Annotated in this window: 18 protein-coding genes and 1 pseudogene; 7 read left to right on the top strand and 12 right to left on the bottom strand. The window is 64.1% G+C overall.

All coding sequences use genetic code 11. From position 1 onward, the window contains the following. The 5 genes from A5760_RS23225 to A5760_RS23205 form a co-directional block, all read right to left on the bottom strand. Positions 1-434, bottom strand: a 434-nt coding sequence (locus A5760_RS23225; protein ID WP_269199205.1) for an MmpS family transport accessory protein, incomplete at its 3' end; no start/stop codon positions are given. A 302-nt stretch (positions 435-736) separates the two neighbouring features. After that, positions 737-1,345 (bottom strand): TetR family transcriptional regulator, encoded by a 609-nt coding sequence (locus tag A5760_RS23220; RefSeq protein ID WP_064885185.1) that lies wholly within the window; start codon positions 1,343-1,345, stop codon positions 737-739. A 212-nt stretch (positions 1,346-1,557) separates the two neighbouring features. After that, positions 1,558-2,484: an alpha/beta hydrolase gene (locus A5760_RS23215; protein WP_064885183.1), complete on the bottom strand. Its 927-nt coding sequence runs from the start codon at positions 2,482-2,484 to the stop codon at positions 1,558-1,560. Between the two features lie 71 nt (positions 2,485-2,555). Then, a complete protein-coding gene (locus A5760_RS23210; RefSeq protein ID WP_064885181.1) occupies positions 2,556-3,227 on the bottom strand; it encodes an enoyl-CoA hydratase-related protein in 672 nt (223 codons plus the stop codon). A 39-nt stretch (positions 3,228-3,266) separates the two neighbouring features. Next, entirely contained in the window at positions 3,267-3,884 is a 618-nt protein-coding gene (locus A5760_RS23205) for a TetR/AcrR family transcriptional regulator (RefSeq protein ID WP_064885179.1), read from the bottom strand. A 108-nt stretch (positions 3,885-3,992) separates the two neighbouring features. Between A5760_RS23205 and A5760_RS23200 the strand changes: the two genes are divergently transcribed. The 3 genes from A5760_RS23200 to A5760_RS23190 all read left to right on the top strand — a co-directional run bounded on the left by A5760_RS23200 (position 3,993) and on the right by A5760_RS23190 (position 6,389). Next, complete coding sequence (locus tag A5760_RS23200; RefSeq protein ID WP_064885199.1) at positions 3,993-5,000, top strand: CobW family GTP-binding protein; 1,008 nt, start codon at positions 3,993-3,995, stop codon at positions 4,998-5,000. 26 nt (positions 5,001-5,026) lie between these two features. After that, positions 5,027-5,854 (top strand): acyl-CoA thioesterase, encoded by an 828-nt coding sequence (locus tag A5760_RS23195; RefSeq protein WP_064885177.1) that lies wholly within the window; start codon positions 5,027-5,029, stop codon positions 5,852-5,854. 304 nt (positions 5,855-6,158) lie between these two features. Beyond that, a complete protein-coding gene (locus A5760_RS23190) occupies positions 6,159-6,389 on the top strand; it encodes a DUF6400 family protein (RefSeq protein ID WP_231122720.1) in 231 nt (76 codons plus the stop codon). Between the two features lie 992 nt (positions 6,390-7,381). On the opposite strand, the gene A5760_RS23185 is transcribed toward A5760_RS23190, so the two are convergent. Further along, complete coding sequence (locus A5760_RS23185; RefSeq protein WP_064885173.1) at positions 7,382-7,624, bottom strand: hypothetical protein; 243 nt, start codon at positions 7,622-7,624, stop codon at positions 7,382-7,384. A gap of 321 nt (positions 7,625-7,945) precedes the next feature. Beyond that, on the bottom strand, positions 7,946-8,512 hold the full coding sequence (locus A5760_RS23180) for a dihydrofolate reductase family protein (protein WP_064885197.1): 567 nt from the start codon (positions 8,510-8,512) through the stop codon (positions 7,946-7,948). A 184-nt stretch (positions 8,513-8,696) separates the two neighbouring features. Between A5760_RS23180 and A5760_RS23175 the strand changes: the two genes are divergently transcribed. Then, positions 8,697-10,391 (top strand): GMC family oxidoreductase, encoded by a 1,695-nt coding sequence (locus tag A5760_RS23175; protein WP_064885171.1) that lies wholly within the window; start codon positions 8,697-8,699, stop codon positions 10,389-10,391. Positions 10,392-10,547: 156 nt separating this feature from the next. Next, a complete protein-coding gene (locus A5760_RS23170; protein ID WP_064885169.1) occupies positions 10,548-11,375 on the top strand; it encodes a DUF1906 domain-containing protein in 828 nt (275 codons plus the stop codon). 139 nt (positions 11,376-11,514) lie between these two features. Here A5760_RS23170 and A5760_RS26385 read toward each other — a convergent pair. Beyond that, positions 11,515-11,838: pseudogene (locus A5760_RS26385) on the bottom strand (LGFP repeat-containing protein); the annotation flags it as partial. Positions 11,839-12,107: 269 nt separating this feature from the next. On the opposite strand from A5760_RS26385, the gene A5760_RS23160 reads away from it, so the two are divergent. Further along, the gene (locus A5760_RS23160) at positions 12,108-12,566 is read left to right on the top strand and encodes an MPT63 family protein (protein ID WP_064885165.1); all 459 of its coding nucleotides are present in this window, start codon (positions 12,108-12,110) and stop codon (positions 12,564-12,566) included. Positions 12,567-12,600: 34 nt separating this feature from the next. Here A5760_RS23160 and A5760_RS23155 read toward each other — a convergent pair whose 3' ends face one another. From A5760_RS23155 to A5760_RS23140, 4 genes are all read right to left on the bottom strand, one after another. Continuing rightward, positions 12,601-13,209 carry an LGFP repeat-containing protein gene (locus A5760_RS23155; protein ID WP_064885163.1) on the bottom strand — a complete coding sequence of 203 codons (609 nt, stop codon included), beginning with the start codon at positions 13,207-13,209 and terminating at the stop codon, positions 12,601-12,603. Between the two features lie 606 nt (positions 13,210-13,815). Continuing rightward, a complete protein-coding gene (locus tag A5760_RS23150; protein ID WP_064885161.1) occupies positions 13,816-14,244 on the bottom strand; it encodes a cellulose-binding domain-containing protein in 429 nt (142 codons plus the stop codon). A 175-nt stretch (positions 14,245-14,419) separates the two neighbouring features. Further along, positions 14,420-15,205, bottom strand: a complete 786-nt coding sequence (locus tag A5760_RS23145) for a 2-keto-4-pentenoate hydratase (protein WP_064885159.1) — start codon at positions 15,203-15,205, stop codon at positions 14,420-14,422. Positions 15,206-15,422: 217 nt separating this feature from the next. Next, entirely contained in the window at positions 15,423-16,004 is a 582-nt protein-coding gene (locus tag A5760_RS23140; RefSeq protein WP_064885157.1) for a dihydrofolate reductase family protein, read from the bottom strand. Positions 16,005-16,207: 203 nt separating this feature from the next. Between A5760_RS23140 and A5760_RS23135 the strand changes: the two genes are divergently transcribed. Then, positions 16,208-16,918: a cutinase family protein gene (locus A5760_RS23135; RefSeq protein ID WP_064885155.1), complete on the top strand. Its 711-nt coding sequence runs from the start codon at positions 16,208-16,210 to the stop codon at positions 16,916-16,918. Positions 16,919-16,928: the final 10 nt, after the last annotated feature.

The following is a 16,928-nucleotide window of genomic DNA, read 5'->3' as shown; positions in this document are numbered from 1 at the left end:
CATGCGGATTTCACCAAGCAGAAGGTCAGGGCGTGCACGCCGTGGGTGATGTTCTCGGCCTTGACTTCGTCATCGATCGTGATGCGGCAGCCGAGGGAATTGCCATCGCTTTGTGCTGAAAGGTTTGGGAAGACCGAGGGGGCGGTGGTGCTCAGGACCAGGGTCCACGGCAGCGGCGCGCCGTCGACCCGCCTCGGATCGGCGGACAGATCCAAGTAGTTCACGTTGGCCTGGCTGGCCGAGCCGAAGACCTCGTATTTGACGACCTTGGGCTTGAACGGTTTCGAGTCATCGAGCCGCGGGCTGGTCATGATGCCGGTGTCGTGGGCACCGAAAAACGATTTGACCCTGACGACCGCAAAGCCGCCGACCACCACGACCGCCACGATCAACAGCGGCAACCAGGCGTTGCGCACAAGTCTCGATATCTGCACCTAGGTGATCCCTTCCCCGCCACGCGGTAGTGACGTGGATCAGCGTTTGCGCGACCGGAGGTCGTGGGCGGGTGAGTGCCCACAAGTCGCATTGCTCAAGAACGAAGTACGTCGATTGCCGCGGCTCGCGCGCGCTGGAGCGTCAAACGCGGTGAATGCTGCCCACCCACACCGGCTGACGTCCCCGGCACCGTCACCCGGCTCAGCTTGCTGCTGAAGCCTCCCCGGGCACCGCCACCAGCGCATAGTACATGATGTGCATATCTTGCAGTGCATGCAACATTTGCTACTGGTGTTTCAGGTCACTTTGTGAAGATGCTGTTGACCAGCGCCGCGGCACGCTCAACATAAGGCATCGGCGTGTCGGCGGTTTCATTTGCCTCGCCGCTCGCCCACTTCTCGATCCCGGAACGTACCGCCGTCAGCGCCAGCGCGGAGATCAGTGCCGCCATCTCGTCGTCCGGCTTCATCGCCTGGCGACGCACGATGATGTCGGTCAACTGGTTCTGAAACCGCTCCAAGTCGGCGAGGAACGCCGCCAACACGGCGGGCGAGGTCTTGGCGAGTTCGAGCATGTGGGCCGCGTGTTCGCGTCGCGGGGGCACGTCGCGAAGGTGATGGGCGGCCAGGGTGATCAGCTCCGCCAGCACCACCGAGTAGGGTGCCGGACCTGCGGCGACGAAGTCCGCCACCAGCTCGGGAGGTATGTCCGAGGGGCCATAGGCGAGCGCGGATTCCTTGTTGGGGAAGTAGTTGAAGAACGTGCGCGTGGCAATTCCGGCTTCGGCGCAGATCTCGTCGACGGTGACCTTGTCGAATCCACGCTGCAGCGTGAGGCGCACCGCGGCGTCGCGGATGTCGGCGCTCGTCTGGCGGCGACGGCGCTCTCGTAGCCCTACGGGATTGCCCATACCCATATAGTTGCACGTTGTGCACATTTTGCAGTCAAAAGGTGCTGCGTTCGGGGTCGATGGCCTCGTGCGTCATGTCCGGCAGCAAAGATAGGCCGATCGAGCTCGGTGGCCGACGCAACGCGCGGGTTGACACCGCCCGGCGACATAAGCGCGATGTTGCGCACCGTAATTCGGCTGAGCGCTGCGGATGACGCGCTGGATGATGACGGTCACCCGCTGGGCGCAAGCGCGCCCCGCAGATAATCGCATTGACTTTCGAAGAACCGCGTCGATATCGGCGCCTTCTCCGCGATCTGATCGAACGCATGAAACGCGCCGGGGACGATCTCCTCGTGCACGGGCACGCCCGCCTCGCGCAGGCGTCGCGCGTACTCCAGGCTCTCCCGATAGAAGAGATCGAGCGTTCCGACTCCGATCCAGGTGGGCGGCAAGTCCGACAAATCCTTCCGGCGGGCCGGTGCCGCCTCTTCGGGATCGGCCCCGTTGAGGTACCACTTCCAGGCCAGTTGATTGTCGGATTCGGTCCACATGATGCGCCTGGGGCCGTCGCGCTTGGCGCCGGTGCGATCGTCGAGCATCGGATAGACCAGCATTTGGAAGGCGATTCGGACGTCGTTGCGGTCGAGCGCTCGCTGGGCGACCGCGGCCGCGAAATGCCCACCGGCACTGGCGCCGCCGATGGCGACCCGATCCGGGTCGACCCACGCCTGGCGGGCCAGCCACAGCAGGGCCGCATAACAGTCTTCGACCGGTATCGGGTAGGGGTGTTCGGGTGCCAAGCGGTGTTCTACCCCCGCGATCGCGAACCCGGTCCGGTGAGACAGCTTGCGCAGATACTTATCGTCTTGGGCCGCGTGCCCCATGATGGTTCCGCCGCCGTGGATCCACAGCAGCGCGGGTGCGCGGTCGGGAAGGCCGGCCGGGCGATGCAGACGGACGGTGACGTGCTCGTTGACCGTGGCGACGGGCACGGTGCGGAGGCGTCCCGCATTGCCCATCAGGTTCATGACGGCACGCTGAAACTTCATGCCGCGGTGCAGTGCGTAGCCGCGCGGCACGAATCGGGCGACCTTGCGAAGGCCGGGGTCTAGAACTTGTGGGGACGTGAAGGCGTTGTCGGGGAGCCTGTTTGCCATCGAAGCCCCTGTTCCCGTGCGCCGGCAGACATCGCTGACCATACAGGAACGGGCTCAGTGTCCAAGGACAGTTATTGCGACTCGTTTGGGTCATCGACCAGTGCACGTACCGCGCGATCGAACATGGTCTCTTTTATCACGCCCAGCGTGCCCGGATCTTTGCCCTGCAGGGGGCGGATCAGGTCGAGGGCCGTGTCGGTGACCGCGTCCTCGGGGCGGGTGGCGTCGACGATGCCGAATTCTTCTGCGTCGGGGCCACTGAAACGTCGGCCGGTGGTCATCGAGGCGACGGCGGCGCGGGGCGTGAGTTTGGCTTGGATGAGCGCGGCCATGCCGGGGTTGAACGGGATGCGGATGTCGACCTCGGGAAAACAGAAGTACCCGCGGTCGGCGCGCATCACGCGAAAGTCGTGCGCGACGGCCAGCATCGCGCCGGCGCCGAACGCGTGGCCCACCACCGCGGCTGCGGTGGGTAAGGGCAGTGTCAGCATGCGCGCCAGCAACTGGTGCACCCGGCCGATGTACCACTGCCCCTGGTCGCTGTGAGTGCCCAGCCATTCCAGATCCAGGCCGTTGGAGTAGAACTTTCCGTCGGCGGTCGTGACCAGTCCCTGGGCGCCGTCGGAGACGGCTTGGTTGAGTGCATCATCAATGTCATCCAGAAACGCAGGGGAGAAACGGTTCTCGTCCTCGCCCAGGCGGACGATGGCGATTTTGTCGGCGTAGTCCAATGTCACTGTCATGTGTTCCTCCTGAGTTATGCTGGCATCTAATAAGTTTCGTCATCCGCGCCGCTGTCGCGGCGGGGGCCCTACCGTCAGCACGGCGCGCACGGCCGCGTGCAGCTGCGCCCGCGCGGTGGCGCTCCCAAGCCGGCCGCGACTCAGCAGCAGCGCGGTGGGCAGGTCGACGACACAGCTCGTTATCGCGTCCACCGCCGCGGCGTCCTTGCGGTCCCAGACTGCGATGGCAAGCCGCACCATCAGCGCGACGAGAAGCTTGTCGAGACGCCGCAGCTCATCGGCAACATCGTCGGGAACGTCGTCGGCGAGCACTTCCTCGCGGCGCACACGCAGCACGAGCGTCGATGAACCGGGATACTGCTCGGCGAACACCACCACCGCGTCGGCGGCGGCCACCACGGCCTTGATGGGGCCGCCACTGGCCATCGCTTCGTCGGCCAACGATGTCTGCACCGCCAAAAAACGCTGGCCCGCCCGCAGCCAAGCCTGACCCATCAGACCGCCACGCGACGTAAACGTGTGATACACAGCACCATTGGACATACCTACCGCCGCGCTGATCGCCCGGATGGTCACCGCGGTCGGGCCCGACCGCGCCACCAGCTCCTCGACGGCGTCGAGCGCGACGTCGCGATCGTGGACACGTGGGCGTGGCATGCGGCCACTATAACAGAGCGAATGCTCTGTTATTCTCGGCCGGCCGCTGAGCCGTTCGGGGCCGCGGTTAGCATCGGGTGTCCGGATGTCGATGTGGAGGGCGAGGCTTTGACTGCGATACCCGTCATCGCGCTCACCGGCCACCTCGGAGCCGGCAAGACGACGCTGCTCAACCACCTGCTGCGGCATCCTGGCACACGAATCGGTGTGGTGGTCAACGACTTCGGCGATATCAACATCGACGCCGGTCTGGTGGCAGGCCAGGTCGACGAGCCGGCCTCGATCGCCGGAGGATGCATCTGCTGCCTACCCGACGGCGGTGGGCTCGATGAAGCACTGATCAAGCTCGCGGACCCTGCCCGGGGCCTCGATGCCATCGTCGTCGAGGCAAGCGGTCTGGCCGACCCGGTGGCGATCGCACGGATCATCGGCTTCAGTGAGATCCGTGGCGTGCGTGCGGGCGGGCTTGTCGACGTCGTCGATGCCGTGAACCACTTCGACACCGTCGACTGCGGCACATTGCCGCCGGTGCGCTACGGTGCGGCCTCGCTGATCGTGGTCAACAAGCTCGACCAGATCCCTGAGGATGAGCGGTCGGCGGTGGTGCAACGCGTCACACAACGGGCCGCGCAACGCAATCCGCGTGTACATGTCGTCGGCACAACGGCCGGACGGATAGACCCGGAGCTGCTCTTCGACGCGTCCGCCACTCCTGGCCGGGTCGGACAGCTCTCGTTTCTGGATTTGGAGCCCGAGCATGCCCATGACCACGTCCACGCCGATGCCGTCACGGTCAGCAGCATGGGCTGCGTCGACCCCGATGCCTTGATCGATCTTTTCGAGGATCCACCGCTGCAGGTGTTCAGGATCAAAGGCATTGTGGCGGTGCGCCACCGCGCGACCGTCCGCGACTATGTCGTCAACCTGGTGGGCAGCGCGATCGATATCGGGAAGGCGCCACCTGGGACCGCGCCCAATTGTCTGGTGGCGATCGGGATGCATCTCGACATCGACGGCGTCCGTGCGCGACTCGACAACGCGCTGCAGCCTGTGTCCGGGCCGGCGTCGGCGCAGGCCCTACGGCGGCTACAGAGGTACTGGCGGCGCGGCGCGTGAGAAACGATCCGGCAAGATACGTCGTGATGTCATCTTCGCTGGGCGACGTGCTCGCCACCCTGGAGCTCGAGAGGGTCGACCAGTGGCTCTTCGTCGGGCAGCAACTACCTGCACCCGCCAACCACATTCTCGGCGGCCATATCTCCGCTCAGGCTCTGTTGGCGGCAAACCGCACCGCGCCAGGGCGGACGCCGCACAGCGTCCACACGTACTTTTTGCGGCCCGGCGATTCGCGTCGGCCGGTGGATTTCGAGGTCGTGGACCTCCAGGAAGGCCGGACATTTTCGGCGCGACGGGTCACCGCGCGCCAGGACGGCAAGATTCTGATGGAGGCGATGTCGTCGTTCAAAGTCGCCGATTCCGCGCCCGCTCAGGTCGTCTATCAACCACCCATGCCACAGGCTTCCAGCCCGGAGTCCCTGCCGTGGGTTGCGCCGCATCTGGCGGAGTCCGACGAGAGCGCCTCAGGACGGTGGTCGAGCCTGCGCTGGTTCGAGCGCCGGACCATCGACACCGAGGTCGCGCCACCCGCACGAGCGCCGATGTGGTGGCGGCCCGACGGCGAGGTTCCCGATGACCCGGCGCTGACCGCCAGCCTGGTGGCGTATCTGTCGGCGGTGACGTTGACCGAACCGGCGTATGCGGCACGTAGTGGTGTCGGGGCATCAGCTCAGCGTGATCATTCGGTGTGGTTCCATGCACCGGCCGCGTTGTCGGATTGGCTGCTCTACGATCGGTCGTCACCGAGTAGCGCCGGGTCCCTGGCGCTGGCGAGTGGGACGATGGTCAATCGCAACGGCGAATTGGTGTGCACCGTAAAGCAAGAGATGTACTTTCCGCCGCACACCGGCTGAAACTCCGCCTCGATGGCCGCATCGGGCTGGGTGGGTAATCATCGGCATATCGTCAAAAGCTCTGCCCAGCAAGGATATTCGTCACAGTGACGTATTGTCGGCGATAGGCGGGGAAGGGGAGCAGGGGATTCGCGAGCCCGTTTCGGGCTTGCGGAAGCCTGGCGAACCGTGGCGTCGCCGTCGCGTCCGCCCGCGCCGAGTGTGACGAACCTCAACCGGTAACAGTGACGTAGGTCATAGACCCATCGGCGTCAATCGGGTCATCCTGGCCCCTTCGTTTGCATATCTAATGGCTGGGAGCGCGATGGCCGACCTCGACTTTGCCTATGACCTGACCCTCGACGAGGCGCGTAGGCGCAGCGCCATGTTCGAAGCGATGGGTGACGACTGGGACCCCATCGCTGTGCTGAGCGAGGAAGAGCAGGCGTACAACATGCTGTACTCGAATCTCGATGAGGAGCAGCAACGGGTCTACGACGAGTTGGTCCGCGCCGGCGTTCTGCCCGAACGGACGGCTGCTCGTGCTACCGATTGATCCGACTGCCGATCGCGGTCGCCGTGCATGGTTGCCCTGCCCACGCTGTGATCACGGCACCACGTGTGGTGATTGCCGAAGCAGTCGCAACTGCGATACGCACTGGCAGTATCTCCTGAGCAACAAGGGCACCCTGGTCCATCTGCAGTGCGCGGATTGTGGTCATCTCTGGTCGACCGACACGCACCGCCGCACGCGCCCCAGGTCGTGGGGACACAAGCCGAACTAACACCGGCCAACGCCGCATCTTCAATAACCCTGCGCCGCACCGCTATTCGTCACAGTGACGTTTTGAGGGCGATGAGCGGGGAGGAGGGGGCGGGGTGCCCGGGCGGTGCGGGTAGGTAAAACCATTGCTTTGACGCCGCACGCCCGAAGCTTCCTGCTCAAATCGCAAGCGAGGCTGGCCGGCGCTGCGCATCGTTGAGCGACCGCCGGGGATGCGTCGGGGTGGCGGCTCGAAAGCGCCTGCGGTGCAGTGCGATTCGTCACAGTGACGTATTGATCGCTGTATCGCTTAGAAGGCGGGAAGGGGTAAGCGGCCGCCCGCTACACGCGCAACTGGCCCATCCGTGGTCGGCGCTCGAGTTGATCGCCCGGGCCATTGGCCCGCGGCATCCGGCCTCGGCGCCCGTCGGTAGAGCTATCGGGGCGGCGGCAGGGCGAGGCCGCACGGAGGTGCGGCGGGCGACTGCGTAAAACGGCGGGTCACCATCCTGGACGGCTTGACCTGGGCGCAGCCTTTTGCCGATAAGCGACATTATGTCAAGTAAAGTATGGCCTAGTGCAACCGCTCTACCAGCGTGAATTCTCGATCGGACGCCACCAAACAGCGAAACCGCTAAGCGAAACGACTTGACTGCTGGTTTCCCTAGCGGGGTGAACACGCGATCTGGATGGCGCTGAGATCGTTTCGCTCGACCGCGGCTTTCAGCCGGATCCACCCGAGCCCCGACCGAGCGGCTACCACGGTGGCGCGAAGCTGCGTCGGGCTAACCCATTGTCAAGATTGCGGCCGCGGCGACGCCAATCACCGTCACAAGGGCCACGAAAATCACCGTGATCGCCACGCGCACTATCTCTTCTTCCGTGAGTCTCGGGCGCGGCTTCAATTCGACGTGAACGGCGTCCCCTAGGCAGCCAATTGTGTTCACTTTTGCGACCGCCAAAAGGAGATCGTGCCCGTCGGCCGCGTCTTTCTCCACTGGGTCGTGCGCGGCGATTGCGGTCGTCATATCAGCCCCCCGGGCTTGCGGACGCCGATAGGCGTTACTCGACGGTCGAAAGCTTCGGCTTTCTCGTATATCCGAAGATACGAGTGCGAGATCACGATTGCGGTAACGATCCTTAACGGTCACAGCACACAGTCCTGCTCCCGCACTGCGTGGCGAGCAGTGACGCTGCCATCGTGACGGAAGACCTCCCCCGCTGCGATGCGCGAGGGATATGCACGAGTCAAATATGGAGGAACACCGGTAACCACTCCGTTTTCGATTGCACGCCAGCGCATTTGGACTCGCGCCGTGTGTCCGCAGCTCGTCGAGCCGTGTATTCGATCAGTCGTGTATTGCCTCGTACCTCAGCAGGACCGTGCCACCCGGGAAGGTGCGGTTTTCCAAAAGTCGCAGCGAGGTCCCTGACGGCAGTGTTGGGAAGAACGGGGTGCCGCCGCCCACGACGGTGGGCGCGACCACGATCCGGTACTCGTCCACCAGTCCGGCCTGCACGATCGGTGCGGCCAGTGTCGCGCCGGCCACCTGCAACCTGCCGTCGGTTTCAGCTTTCAGCCTCGTCACCACCTCGACCGGGTCGCCGCGTTCCAGACGGGAGTTCCAGTCGACGGACTTACACGTGCGCGAGAACACGACCTTGGGCATGTCGCGCCAGATGTGGGCGAAGTCGACAATCATCGGGGTGGCGTCCGGGGCATTGTCGGCGGTCGGCCAGTACGCGGACATCAGTTCGTAGAGCCGACGACCGTAGAACGACAGGGCGGTCTCGCGCTCGACGTCATTCCAGTATTGGTGCAGTTCTTCGCTCAGATCAGCCCAGTCGATACTGCCGTGTGCGTCGGCGATGTACCCGTCCACCGACACGTTGAAGCCATAGATGAGTTTGCCCATGAAGATCAGACTGCACCGGAGGGCGAAACTCATCGCGACACGAATAGTTTTCAGACGTCGAGGCTAAGGCGTTGTTCCTGGTCACGGTCTGTATCTTGTTCAGGGCCAATCATTCACTGACGAGATGAGGCCGTCGTCGCGCACACTAGGACGCGCATCCGACGCTTGGAGGACCGATACCGGAATGAGCACGGTCGCCGAATTCGACTTCATCATTGTGGGAGCAGGCAGCGCAGGCTGCCTGCTCGCTAATCGGCTCAGCGCCAACCCCGATCGCCGTGTGCTCCTCATTGAGGCCGGCGGCAGAGATGACTGGTTCTGGATCAAGGTGCCGGTTGGCTATCTGTACACAATGGCCAACCCCCGTACCGATTGGGGTTTCACCACCGAGGCCGATCCAGGTCTGGCCGGCCGCAGCATTCTCTACGCGCGGGGCCGCGTCATCGGCGGCTGCTCGTCGATCAACGCGATGATCCACATGCGCGGACAGGCCAGCGACTACGACCTGTGGGCGCAGGCTACCGGCGACGACCGATGGCTTTGGGGCGGCTCGGACTCCCCAGGCGAGACACTGGCGATCTACAAAAAGTTGGAAGACTACTTCGACGGCGCCGACGACTGGCACGGCGCCGGCGGTGAGATCCGCGTCGAGCGGCCGCGCGTGAGCTGGAAGATCTTGAACGCCTGGCAGGCCGCCGCCGCGCAGGTGGGCATCGCCCCCATCGAGGAGTTCAACCGCGGCGACAACGCCGGCAGTGCGTACTTTCATGTCAACCAACGGCGCGGCCGTCGCTGGTCGATGGCTGATGCTTTCCTGCATCCCATCGCCCACCGACCCAATCTCACCGTCTACACACATACGCAAGCCTTGCGGCTTCTGATGGACGGCCAGGTCCACGACGATCAGCGTCGCGGTGCCTGGACCACGGCGCAGCACCGCGTCACCGGCCTGCGGCTGCTCAAAGGTGACCAAATCATCGAGGTCCAAGCCCGCCGCGAGGTGATCCTGAGCGCCGGAGCTATCGGCTCGCCGCACCTGATGCAAGTCTCTGGTCTGGGCCCGGCCGGCCTGCTCGCCCAGCATCAGGTGCCGGTGGCCGTCGATCTGCCAGGAGTGGGCGAAAACCTCCAGGACCACCTGCAGCTTCGAACGGTCTACCAGATCTGGGGCGCCCCTACCGTCAACACGCTGTACCGGAATTGGATCACCCGCGCGGGCATGGGACTTCAGTACCTGCTGTTGCGATCGGGGCCCATGACCATGCCGCCTTCCACCCTGGGGGCTTTCGCCAAGAGCGACCCGACGCTAGGCAGTCCCGATATGGAGTGGCATGTGCAGCCCTTGTCTTTGCCGAAGTTCAGCGAACCCCTGCACCCCTTCGGAGCGATCACTCCCTCGGTGTGCAATCTGCGGCCCAGCTCGCGTGGCTATGTGCGCATGGCCGACGCAGATCCACTGGCCCACCCGAAGATTTCCTGCAATTACCTGTCGACTGACGCCGATCGTCAAACCGCCGTGATTGGTCTCCGGATGACCCGGCAAATTATGGCGGCGCCGGCTCTCGCCCGCTACCGCCCGCAAGAGTTGCTTCCCGGCCCGCGGCTGGTGAGCGACGACGAGCTGCAACAGGCGGCCGGTGAACTCGGTACGACCATTTTCCACCCGGTGGGCACCTGCGCGATGGGAACCTTTGACGCACATGGTCGGCCGCGCTCGGCCGCCACGGTGCTCGACACCGACTGCCGCGTATATCGCGTCGCCGGCCTTCGAGTCGCCGATGCTTCGGCTATGCCCACCATCACTTCCGGCAACACCAACGCGCCGACTATGCTCGTCGCCGAGCGCGCAGCGCGGGCGATCGTAGGACAAGTCGGTTAGCGCTGACATCAATCTGCTTGCGCGGCGGGTTGTTTCGCATGCGGCTTCCGAAATCATCGCCGAACGGTCACCACTTGGCATCTATTTGGGAATGCAACCGCGTTTCGGCTAGCGCAGGTCTATCGGTAACAACCGTCACATCGTTAACATCGCGCGATGCACAGTTTGCCCCTGCCGGCCAGCGATGTGCGACTGCGAACGGTTTCCCGGCGCGACGCGCTGCGCTACGCTGCTGCGTTGGCCGGTCTGGGCGCCGCGTCGGTAGTCTGCGGCATGGCGACGGCGGCCGCCGCCGCTCCTCCCCAATTGATCGATTTCGCCGCGCGCCAGATCCCGGCCGAGCAGATCCGAGCTGCCGGCTATAGCGGCGTGGTCAACTACGTCTCGTTGTCACGTCCCGGCTCGTCGTTTGGCGCCAAGCCGATCACTCGCTCCTACGCCGACTCGCTGATAGCCGCGGGCTTGGCGATCGTCAGCAACTACCAATACGGCAAGCCGGGTGGGTCGGCACCGTCAGACTTCACGCGGGGCTACGAGGGCGGCGTCGCAGATGCGCGCACCGCCTGGCGTTTGCACACCGCGGCAGGCGGCGGCCAGAGTGCCCCGATTTTCTTCACCATCGACGAGGACATCAATCGCGACACCTGGAATCACACCGCGCTGCCGTGGTTTCGCGGAATCAACTCGGTTCTTGGGGTTCAGCGCACTGGGGTCTACGGAGGCGTCAGGGTGTGCCAGTGGGCCGCGGCCGATGGCGTTATCGGGTCTTCGAGCACACCTGGCCGCCGGTGGGCCTGGCAAACTCGAGCCTGGTCCGGTGATCAGGTCCACCCCGCAGCTGTTCTCTACCAGCGCGTCGTGAGCACCGCGTCGAATCCCGGGCCGAAGGTCGGCGGACTCGGAGTGGACGTCAACGACGTCCTGGCCCCCGACTGCGGCCAGTGGAACCTCCATGCGGGTCGTCCAAGCGGCGATGTGCGATAGGTGTTGCTGCCACTTCCGGCGTACCAACGCGCCGGTCATGCTCATCGCAGAGTGCGCAACGCGAGCGATCGTGGAATAAGTCGGTTAGCCCAGACATCAAACACGTTGCAGTGCAACATATTTCGTGCCTCGGGCTGGGCCCCGGCGGTACGACCTTGCCGTTTACCGTCACCTCGACCTGGCCGGTCTTTGGGTTGTACTCGATCTTGCCGTGCTCGAAGTTCGACACGAGCAGATCACCGACGGCGTTCTGGTCGCTGATCGGGACGCCCAGCGGACCTGCCGAACCGTTATTTCGGTGACCGAAGGTGTGCCGCCCGGGTCGCGTGGGGTATTCCAGGCCTCCCGGATCTTGCCCAGGATGATATATGCGGGTGTGCCGGCCTTGGTCGTTCTTGGCGGTGATTACGCCGCCCTGGAACTGCTGGAACACCAGACCGCTGTCCCGTGTCCCGGCGCGACGGCGGCCAGGCCGACGACTGCCGCGCGGCGGTACGCGATCGTTCTCATGGGCTTCCTTTGGCGTCTTCCTGTGGTGTCGCGGTCGTCGTAGCTCCGAACGAACTTGCAACGCGGTTACAAAGGCGAGCCAGGGCAAGTAAGTAACCAGTGCGCAGGATCCGCAGGCGCTATTCAGCAAACATCAGGTTTGAAAGTCCGAGCTTTGGATAAACCCCATCTCATCAGCTGCCGCTCCTGGACAGTCGGCACATTTCGCGAAGGGAGCCTAACGTGGCGTTCTCACACATTGCATCCAAAACAACGGCAGCAACAGCCATATTGGCGGCGGCCGGACTTATCGCGGCGGCACCGGCATTCGCCGATCCGCAGGTGCTGCAATTCGGCCAGTCGGCAGAGCTTTCCAGTAATGGCGGCACCATCGACTACACCGTGAGCAACCTGCAGCCCAGCGGCCACAACGACGGCATCTGGTACTCCGACGTCACGGCAAAAGGTGTGAGCGGTAATGCAACTCCGAACATTGCCGACTTCAATGCTCGGGCCGTCAACAGCTCCACGTTCGCGGTGATGAAGGGTAATCAGACCGACGGCCTTCCTGAGGGGCCACTCCCCTTAGGCACCCCGGTTACGGGCCGTATCTACTTCGACGTGCGCAGCGGTACGAACCCCGACAGTGTCGTCTACCGGGATGCCGGAGGCACGGACAAGGTCGTCTGGAAAGGCCCGTAACTCGCCTACACAGTCGGTGAACGCCTGATTCGGGCTACAGCCCGGATGGCACGACCTTGCCGTTTACCGTCACCTCGACCTGGCCGGTCTTTGGGTTGTACTCGATCTTGCCGTGCTCGAAGTTCGACACGAGCAGATCACCGACGGCGTTCTGGTCGCTGATCGGGACGCCCAGCGGACCTGCCGAACCGTTATTGCCGGTGACTGCAGGCGTGCCGTCCGGGCCGCGTGGGATGTTCCAGGCCTCCCGGATCTTGCCCAGGATGATATATGCGGGCGTGCCGGCCTCGTCGTTCTTGGCGGTGATCGCGCCGCCCTGGAACTGCTGGAATACCACGCCGCTGTCCCGGGTTCCCGCATTGCGGTCACCCGTCAGCGGCTTGCCGAGAGCCTTCTTCTGATCGTCGGTTGCCGACGAGTACTTGGCAGCGATCGGGCCGGTCAGAGTGACCTCGACGTCGCGCTCCCCGATGATCTTCACCTCGGTGGGCTGCGCTGGGGTTTGAGACGTGGAGGTGGCGTTCGCCCCGACCTGTGGCGGCGCCGGCGCGTTGACGCTCTTGCCATTGCTGCAGCCCGCAGCGATCAGCGCGACGGCGGCCAGGCCGACGACTGCCGCGTGGCGGTATTCGATCGTTCTCATGGGCTTCCTCTCGCGTCTTCTTGTGCTATAGGCCAAGTTGCGGCTCACATCTTCGCCCGGCCGGGACTTCGAACGAACTTACGCCGCGGTCATAGACGGCGAGCCAGCGCACCTGAGTAAGGATCGCAGGTGTTGGATGCCGTACTGCCTGGCCCTGGAGGGAATTGTGTTGCCGTCGCGCCGGCGACAATCAGACGCGTTGAGCGGGAAGATTGGATTTGGCGCTCGCACAGTTGTAGAGGAAACGATGGATTATCTCGATCCGTCGAGTCGATTCAGCACTTACACGGAGTCAGATGAAACTAGAGCATTTTCGCCGTTGCGCTGTCGTGTTGAGCTTTGCGACGGTTCTCGCATCTTCTGCCCCGGTTGCCAGCGCTGACCCGCCAGATCCACACATGCCGGACATCACGAAGAGCAAACTGCCCTGGCGGGCATCCTGTGCAAGGGTCGCAGGGGCGACTGGTGAAGGATTCAAATGGACCGCAACCGTGAAAGCCTTGAACCAAACTCATCGTCACTGATGCGCAGTACGTCAAAAACCGATGGTCTCAAGGCATGCGGGTGGGCCGGTTCCGTCCGGAAGCCCCTAGTGTGCAATCGCCGCTAGGTGCAGGGATATTGCCCGTTGAGCACACAATTCGCCGGTGGCGAGTAGGAACCGGTCAGCACGCCTCTGAGACCACCTGTGGCCGAACCCCCGGGTGCTATGACGCGATTCCAATTCGCGGGGGTCAGGACGTAGTGCGTGCCAGATTGGGTGACGGTGCTGTTCCATGTGTGCAGGACGGATTGTCCCGGCGGCATGTCGAATTCGAGCTTCCAGTCGGATAGCGGCGCCATGCTCGCGTTGGTAACGGTGAAGTTGGCGATGAAACCGGTCTGCCACGTATGTGCCACCGACAACGTCGCCGTGGCCGCAGCAGCGTGGGCCGCGGGGCTGATGGCCAGTCCGAGGATCGCAACCATCAGTGCCGACACGGTTGCGTGAAGCGCTGTGCGCCAGCGCTTCACGTGATTTTTCTGTCGGTCCATAGCAGCCGACACTAAAGCGAAACAGGCGGATGTCGGCCGTCGCACACGGGTAAGCTGCAATTCCTTGGCCCAACTGACATCGTCCTGAAATGTTGGCCTCGATCCACTGCTTCTCACTCCCGCTTTCGCTTGGGAGTCAACGAGTCCCGCATCGCATTGCGAACACGGTGGCGACCTATTCGAACGACAGCTGGACCGAACCGAGGCCCGAGAAGTCGGCGACGAACTCGTCGCCGGGGCGCGCATCAATCGCGCGCGTGCACGATCCGGGCAGGACGATGTCCCCTCTTCGCAGTCGCACGCCGAAACTTTCGACCTTGCGGGCCAACCAGGCCACGGCCGTGACGGGGTTGCCCAGCACCGCGTCACCGCGGCCCTCGGCGACCACCTTGCCGTTGCGCGTCAACACCGCATCGATCGCCTTGGCGTCCAGATCACGCGGCGGCACCCGCGCCTCCCCCAGCACGAAGCCCGCCGAGGAGGCGTTATCGGCGATGGTGTCGCACAGCGCGATCTTCCAGTCGGTGATGCGCGTGTCAATCAACTCGATCGACGGGGCCAGCGCCTCGGTGGCCGCCAGGACGTCGTCCTCGGTGCAACAGGCGCCCGGTAGGTCCTCGGACAGGATGAACCCCACCTCAACCTCGACCCGCGGGTACAGGTAGCGCCCCGCATCGACCGGGACATCCTCGAACACCTGCATCTCGTCGAGCAAGTGGCCGTAGTCCGGCTCGTCGACCGCCATCATCTGCTGCATCGCCAACGACGACAGTCCCACCTTGTGGCCCACCACCCGCGCACCCTCGGCCACCCGATTCCGGATGTTGATCAGCTGGATCTCGTAGGCGTCGACGACGTCAATGTCCGGATAGGCGGCGATCAACGGAGCGATAGGCTCGCGACTGCGTTCGGCCTCGGCGAGCTCGGCGGCCAGCTCGTCTCGGATCGCAACACTGAGCATTGCCGAAGTCCCCTCATCCGTCTGCCCGGGCAGGCACCGCCACCGTGGGCAGAGACGTGTTCACATGTCAGCGCAGGAATGCGAGGTCGTCGTCGGGCCAAGGCACGCGAAAGTCAGAAGCGCGAAGACAAGCGACCACAGCCGTCAACACGATCCTCGGCGTTTAAAGGTTCAACGGTCGTCCACCTAAGGCGCCCGAGGCGGCGCGGATGGGGGGTCAGACATGCAGGGTGGGCCGGTAGACGAGCTCTTGGATATTGCCGTCCAGCGTTCGGCTGTCGATCAGCTCGAGGTCGAAGTCGGCCGCACCCTGGAAGATTCTGGCATCGCCGGTCTGACCTGTGATCACAGGGAAGAGCGTCACCTGGACCCGGTCGACCAGGCCGGCGGCCATCAGCGCTCGGTTCATCGACAGGCTGCCGTGCGAGCGCAACGGCACCTCGGACTCCTCCTTGAGCCTGGCAACGACGTCGACGGCGTCGCCGCGCACGACGGTCGCGTCAGGCCAGTCGAGAGGTTCATCCACGGTGGTTGACACCACCGTCGCCGGGAGGTGTCTCATCCGGGTGACCCACGGGTCGCGCACGTCGGAATCCTCGATGCTCTCGGCCAGCATCTGTGCGAATAGCCGATATGTGTTGGCGCCCATGATCATTCGCTGCTTCCCGCCGTACAACGCGAGGCGGTGGTCGAGCAGTTCTGGACCTTGCTTGCCCCAGTAACCGCCCCAATCACCGCCGCTGACGCCGCCGAAGCCGTCGAGGCTGGAAAACACGTCGAAGGTATACGTAGCAGTCATCGGTGCTCTCCTCGAGTGCGGTTGATGCCGTGTCGGGGATACAGACTGGAAGCGATGTGGGAATTAATCGCCCTCGCTCTCCTCGACTGCCGTGGACCCACTTCGACCGTGGTCGGTATGACTCGGCGGGCGGGACGAACGCGCGTCACGATGGTCCTAACGGATACCTGTTTCGACGCCATGGTGTCTGGGCATTCGCAGTCATGAGCTCGCTACGAACCATTTGTTACCTCGCTACTGCGGCAATAGCAGCCTGGGCGGGGACGATCTGCGCCCCCACCCCGGCGGCCTCCGCCGAGCCGTGTCCCAACGTTGAAGTCGTGTTTGCCCGAGGTACCGGCGAGCCGCCTGGTGTCGGCGGAATCGGGCAGGCGTTCGTCGATGCGCTCGGGTCCCGGGTGGGTGGCAAGTCGGTCGGCGTCTATCCGGTCAATTACGAGGCGAGCAGCGACTTCAACGGCGGCATCGCATTCGCCAGAACCGTCGTGGACGGGATCAGGGACGCCGGCACGCATATCGAGTCCACGGCGGCGAATTGTCCGAACACCCGAGTGGTGCTTGGCGGGTACTCGCAGGGCGCCGCCGTGGCCGGATTCGTCACCTCGGCATCCGTGCCAAAGGAAGTCCCGCAGGAATTTGTGTCCTACGTACCCCAGCCGATGCCGCCGGCGGTGGCTAATCATGTTGCCGCGGTGGTCCTGTTCGGAACTCCGTCCAAAGAGTTCCTGAGCGGTGCCGGCGCGCCGCCCATCACGATTGGCCCCCTGTACGCGCCCAAGACCATCCAGTTGTGCGCCCCGGACGACACCGTTTGCAATGGCGCGCCTCCTGGGCCGCCCGGTATCGCGCACACCATGTACGCGGCCAACGGAATGGTGGGCCAAGGCGCGGATTTCGCCGCAAGTCACCTTTAGTCGGCATAGG

The organism is Mycobacterium colombiense (assembly GCF_001665835.1).
Taxonomy (GTDB): domain Bacteria; phylum Actinomycetota; class Actinomycetes; order Mycobacteriales; family Mycobacteriaceae; genus Mycobacterium; species Mycobacterium colombiense_A.
The sequence above is the reverse complement of the archived record's forward strand: the minus strand, read 5'-3'. Positions and strand labels throughout refer to the sequence as shown.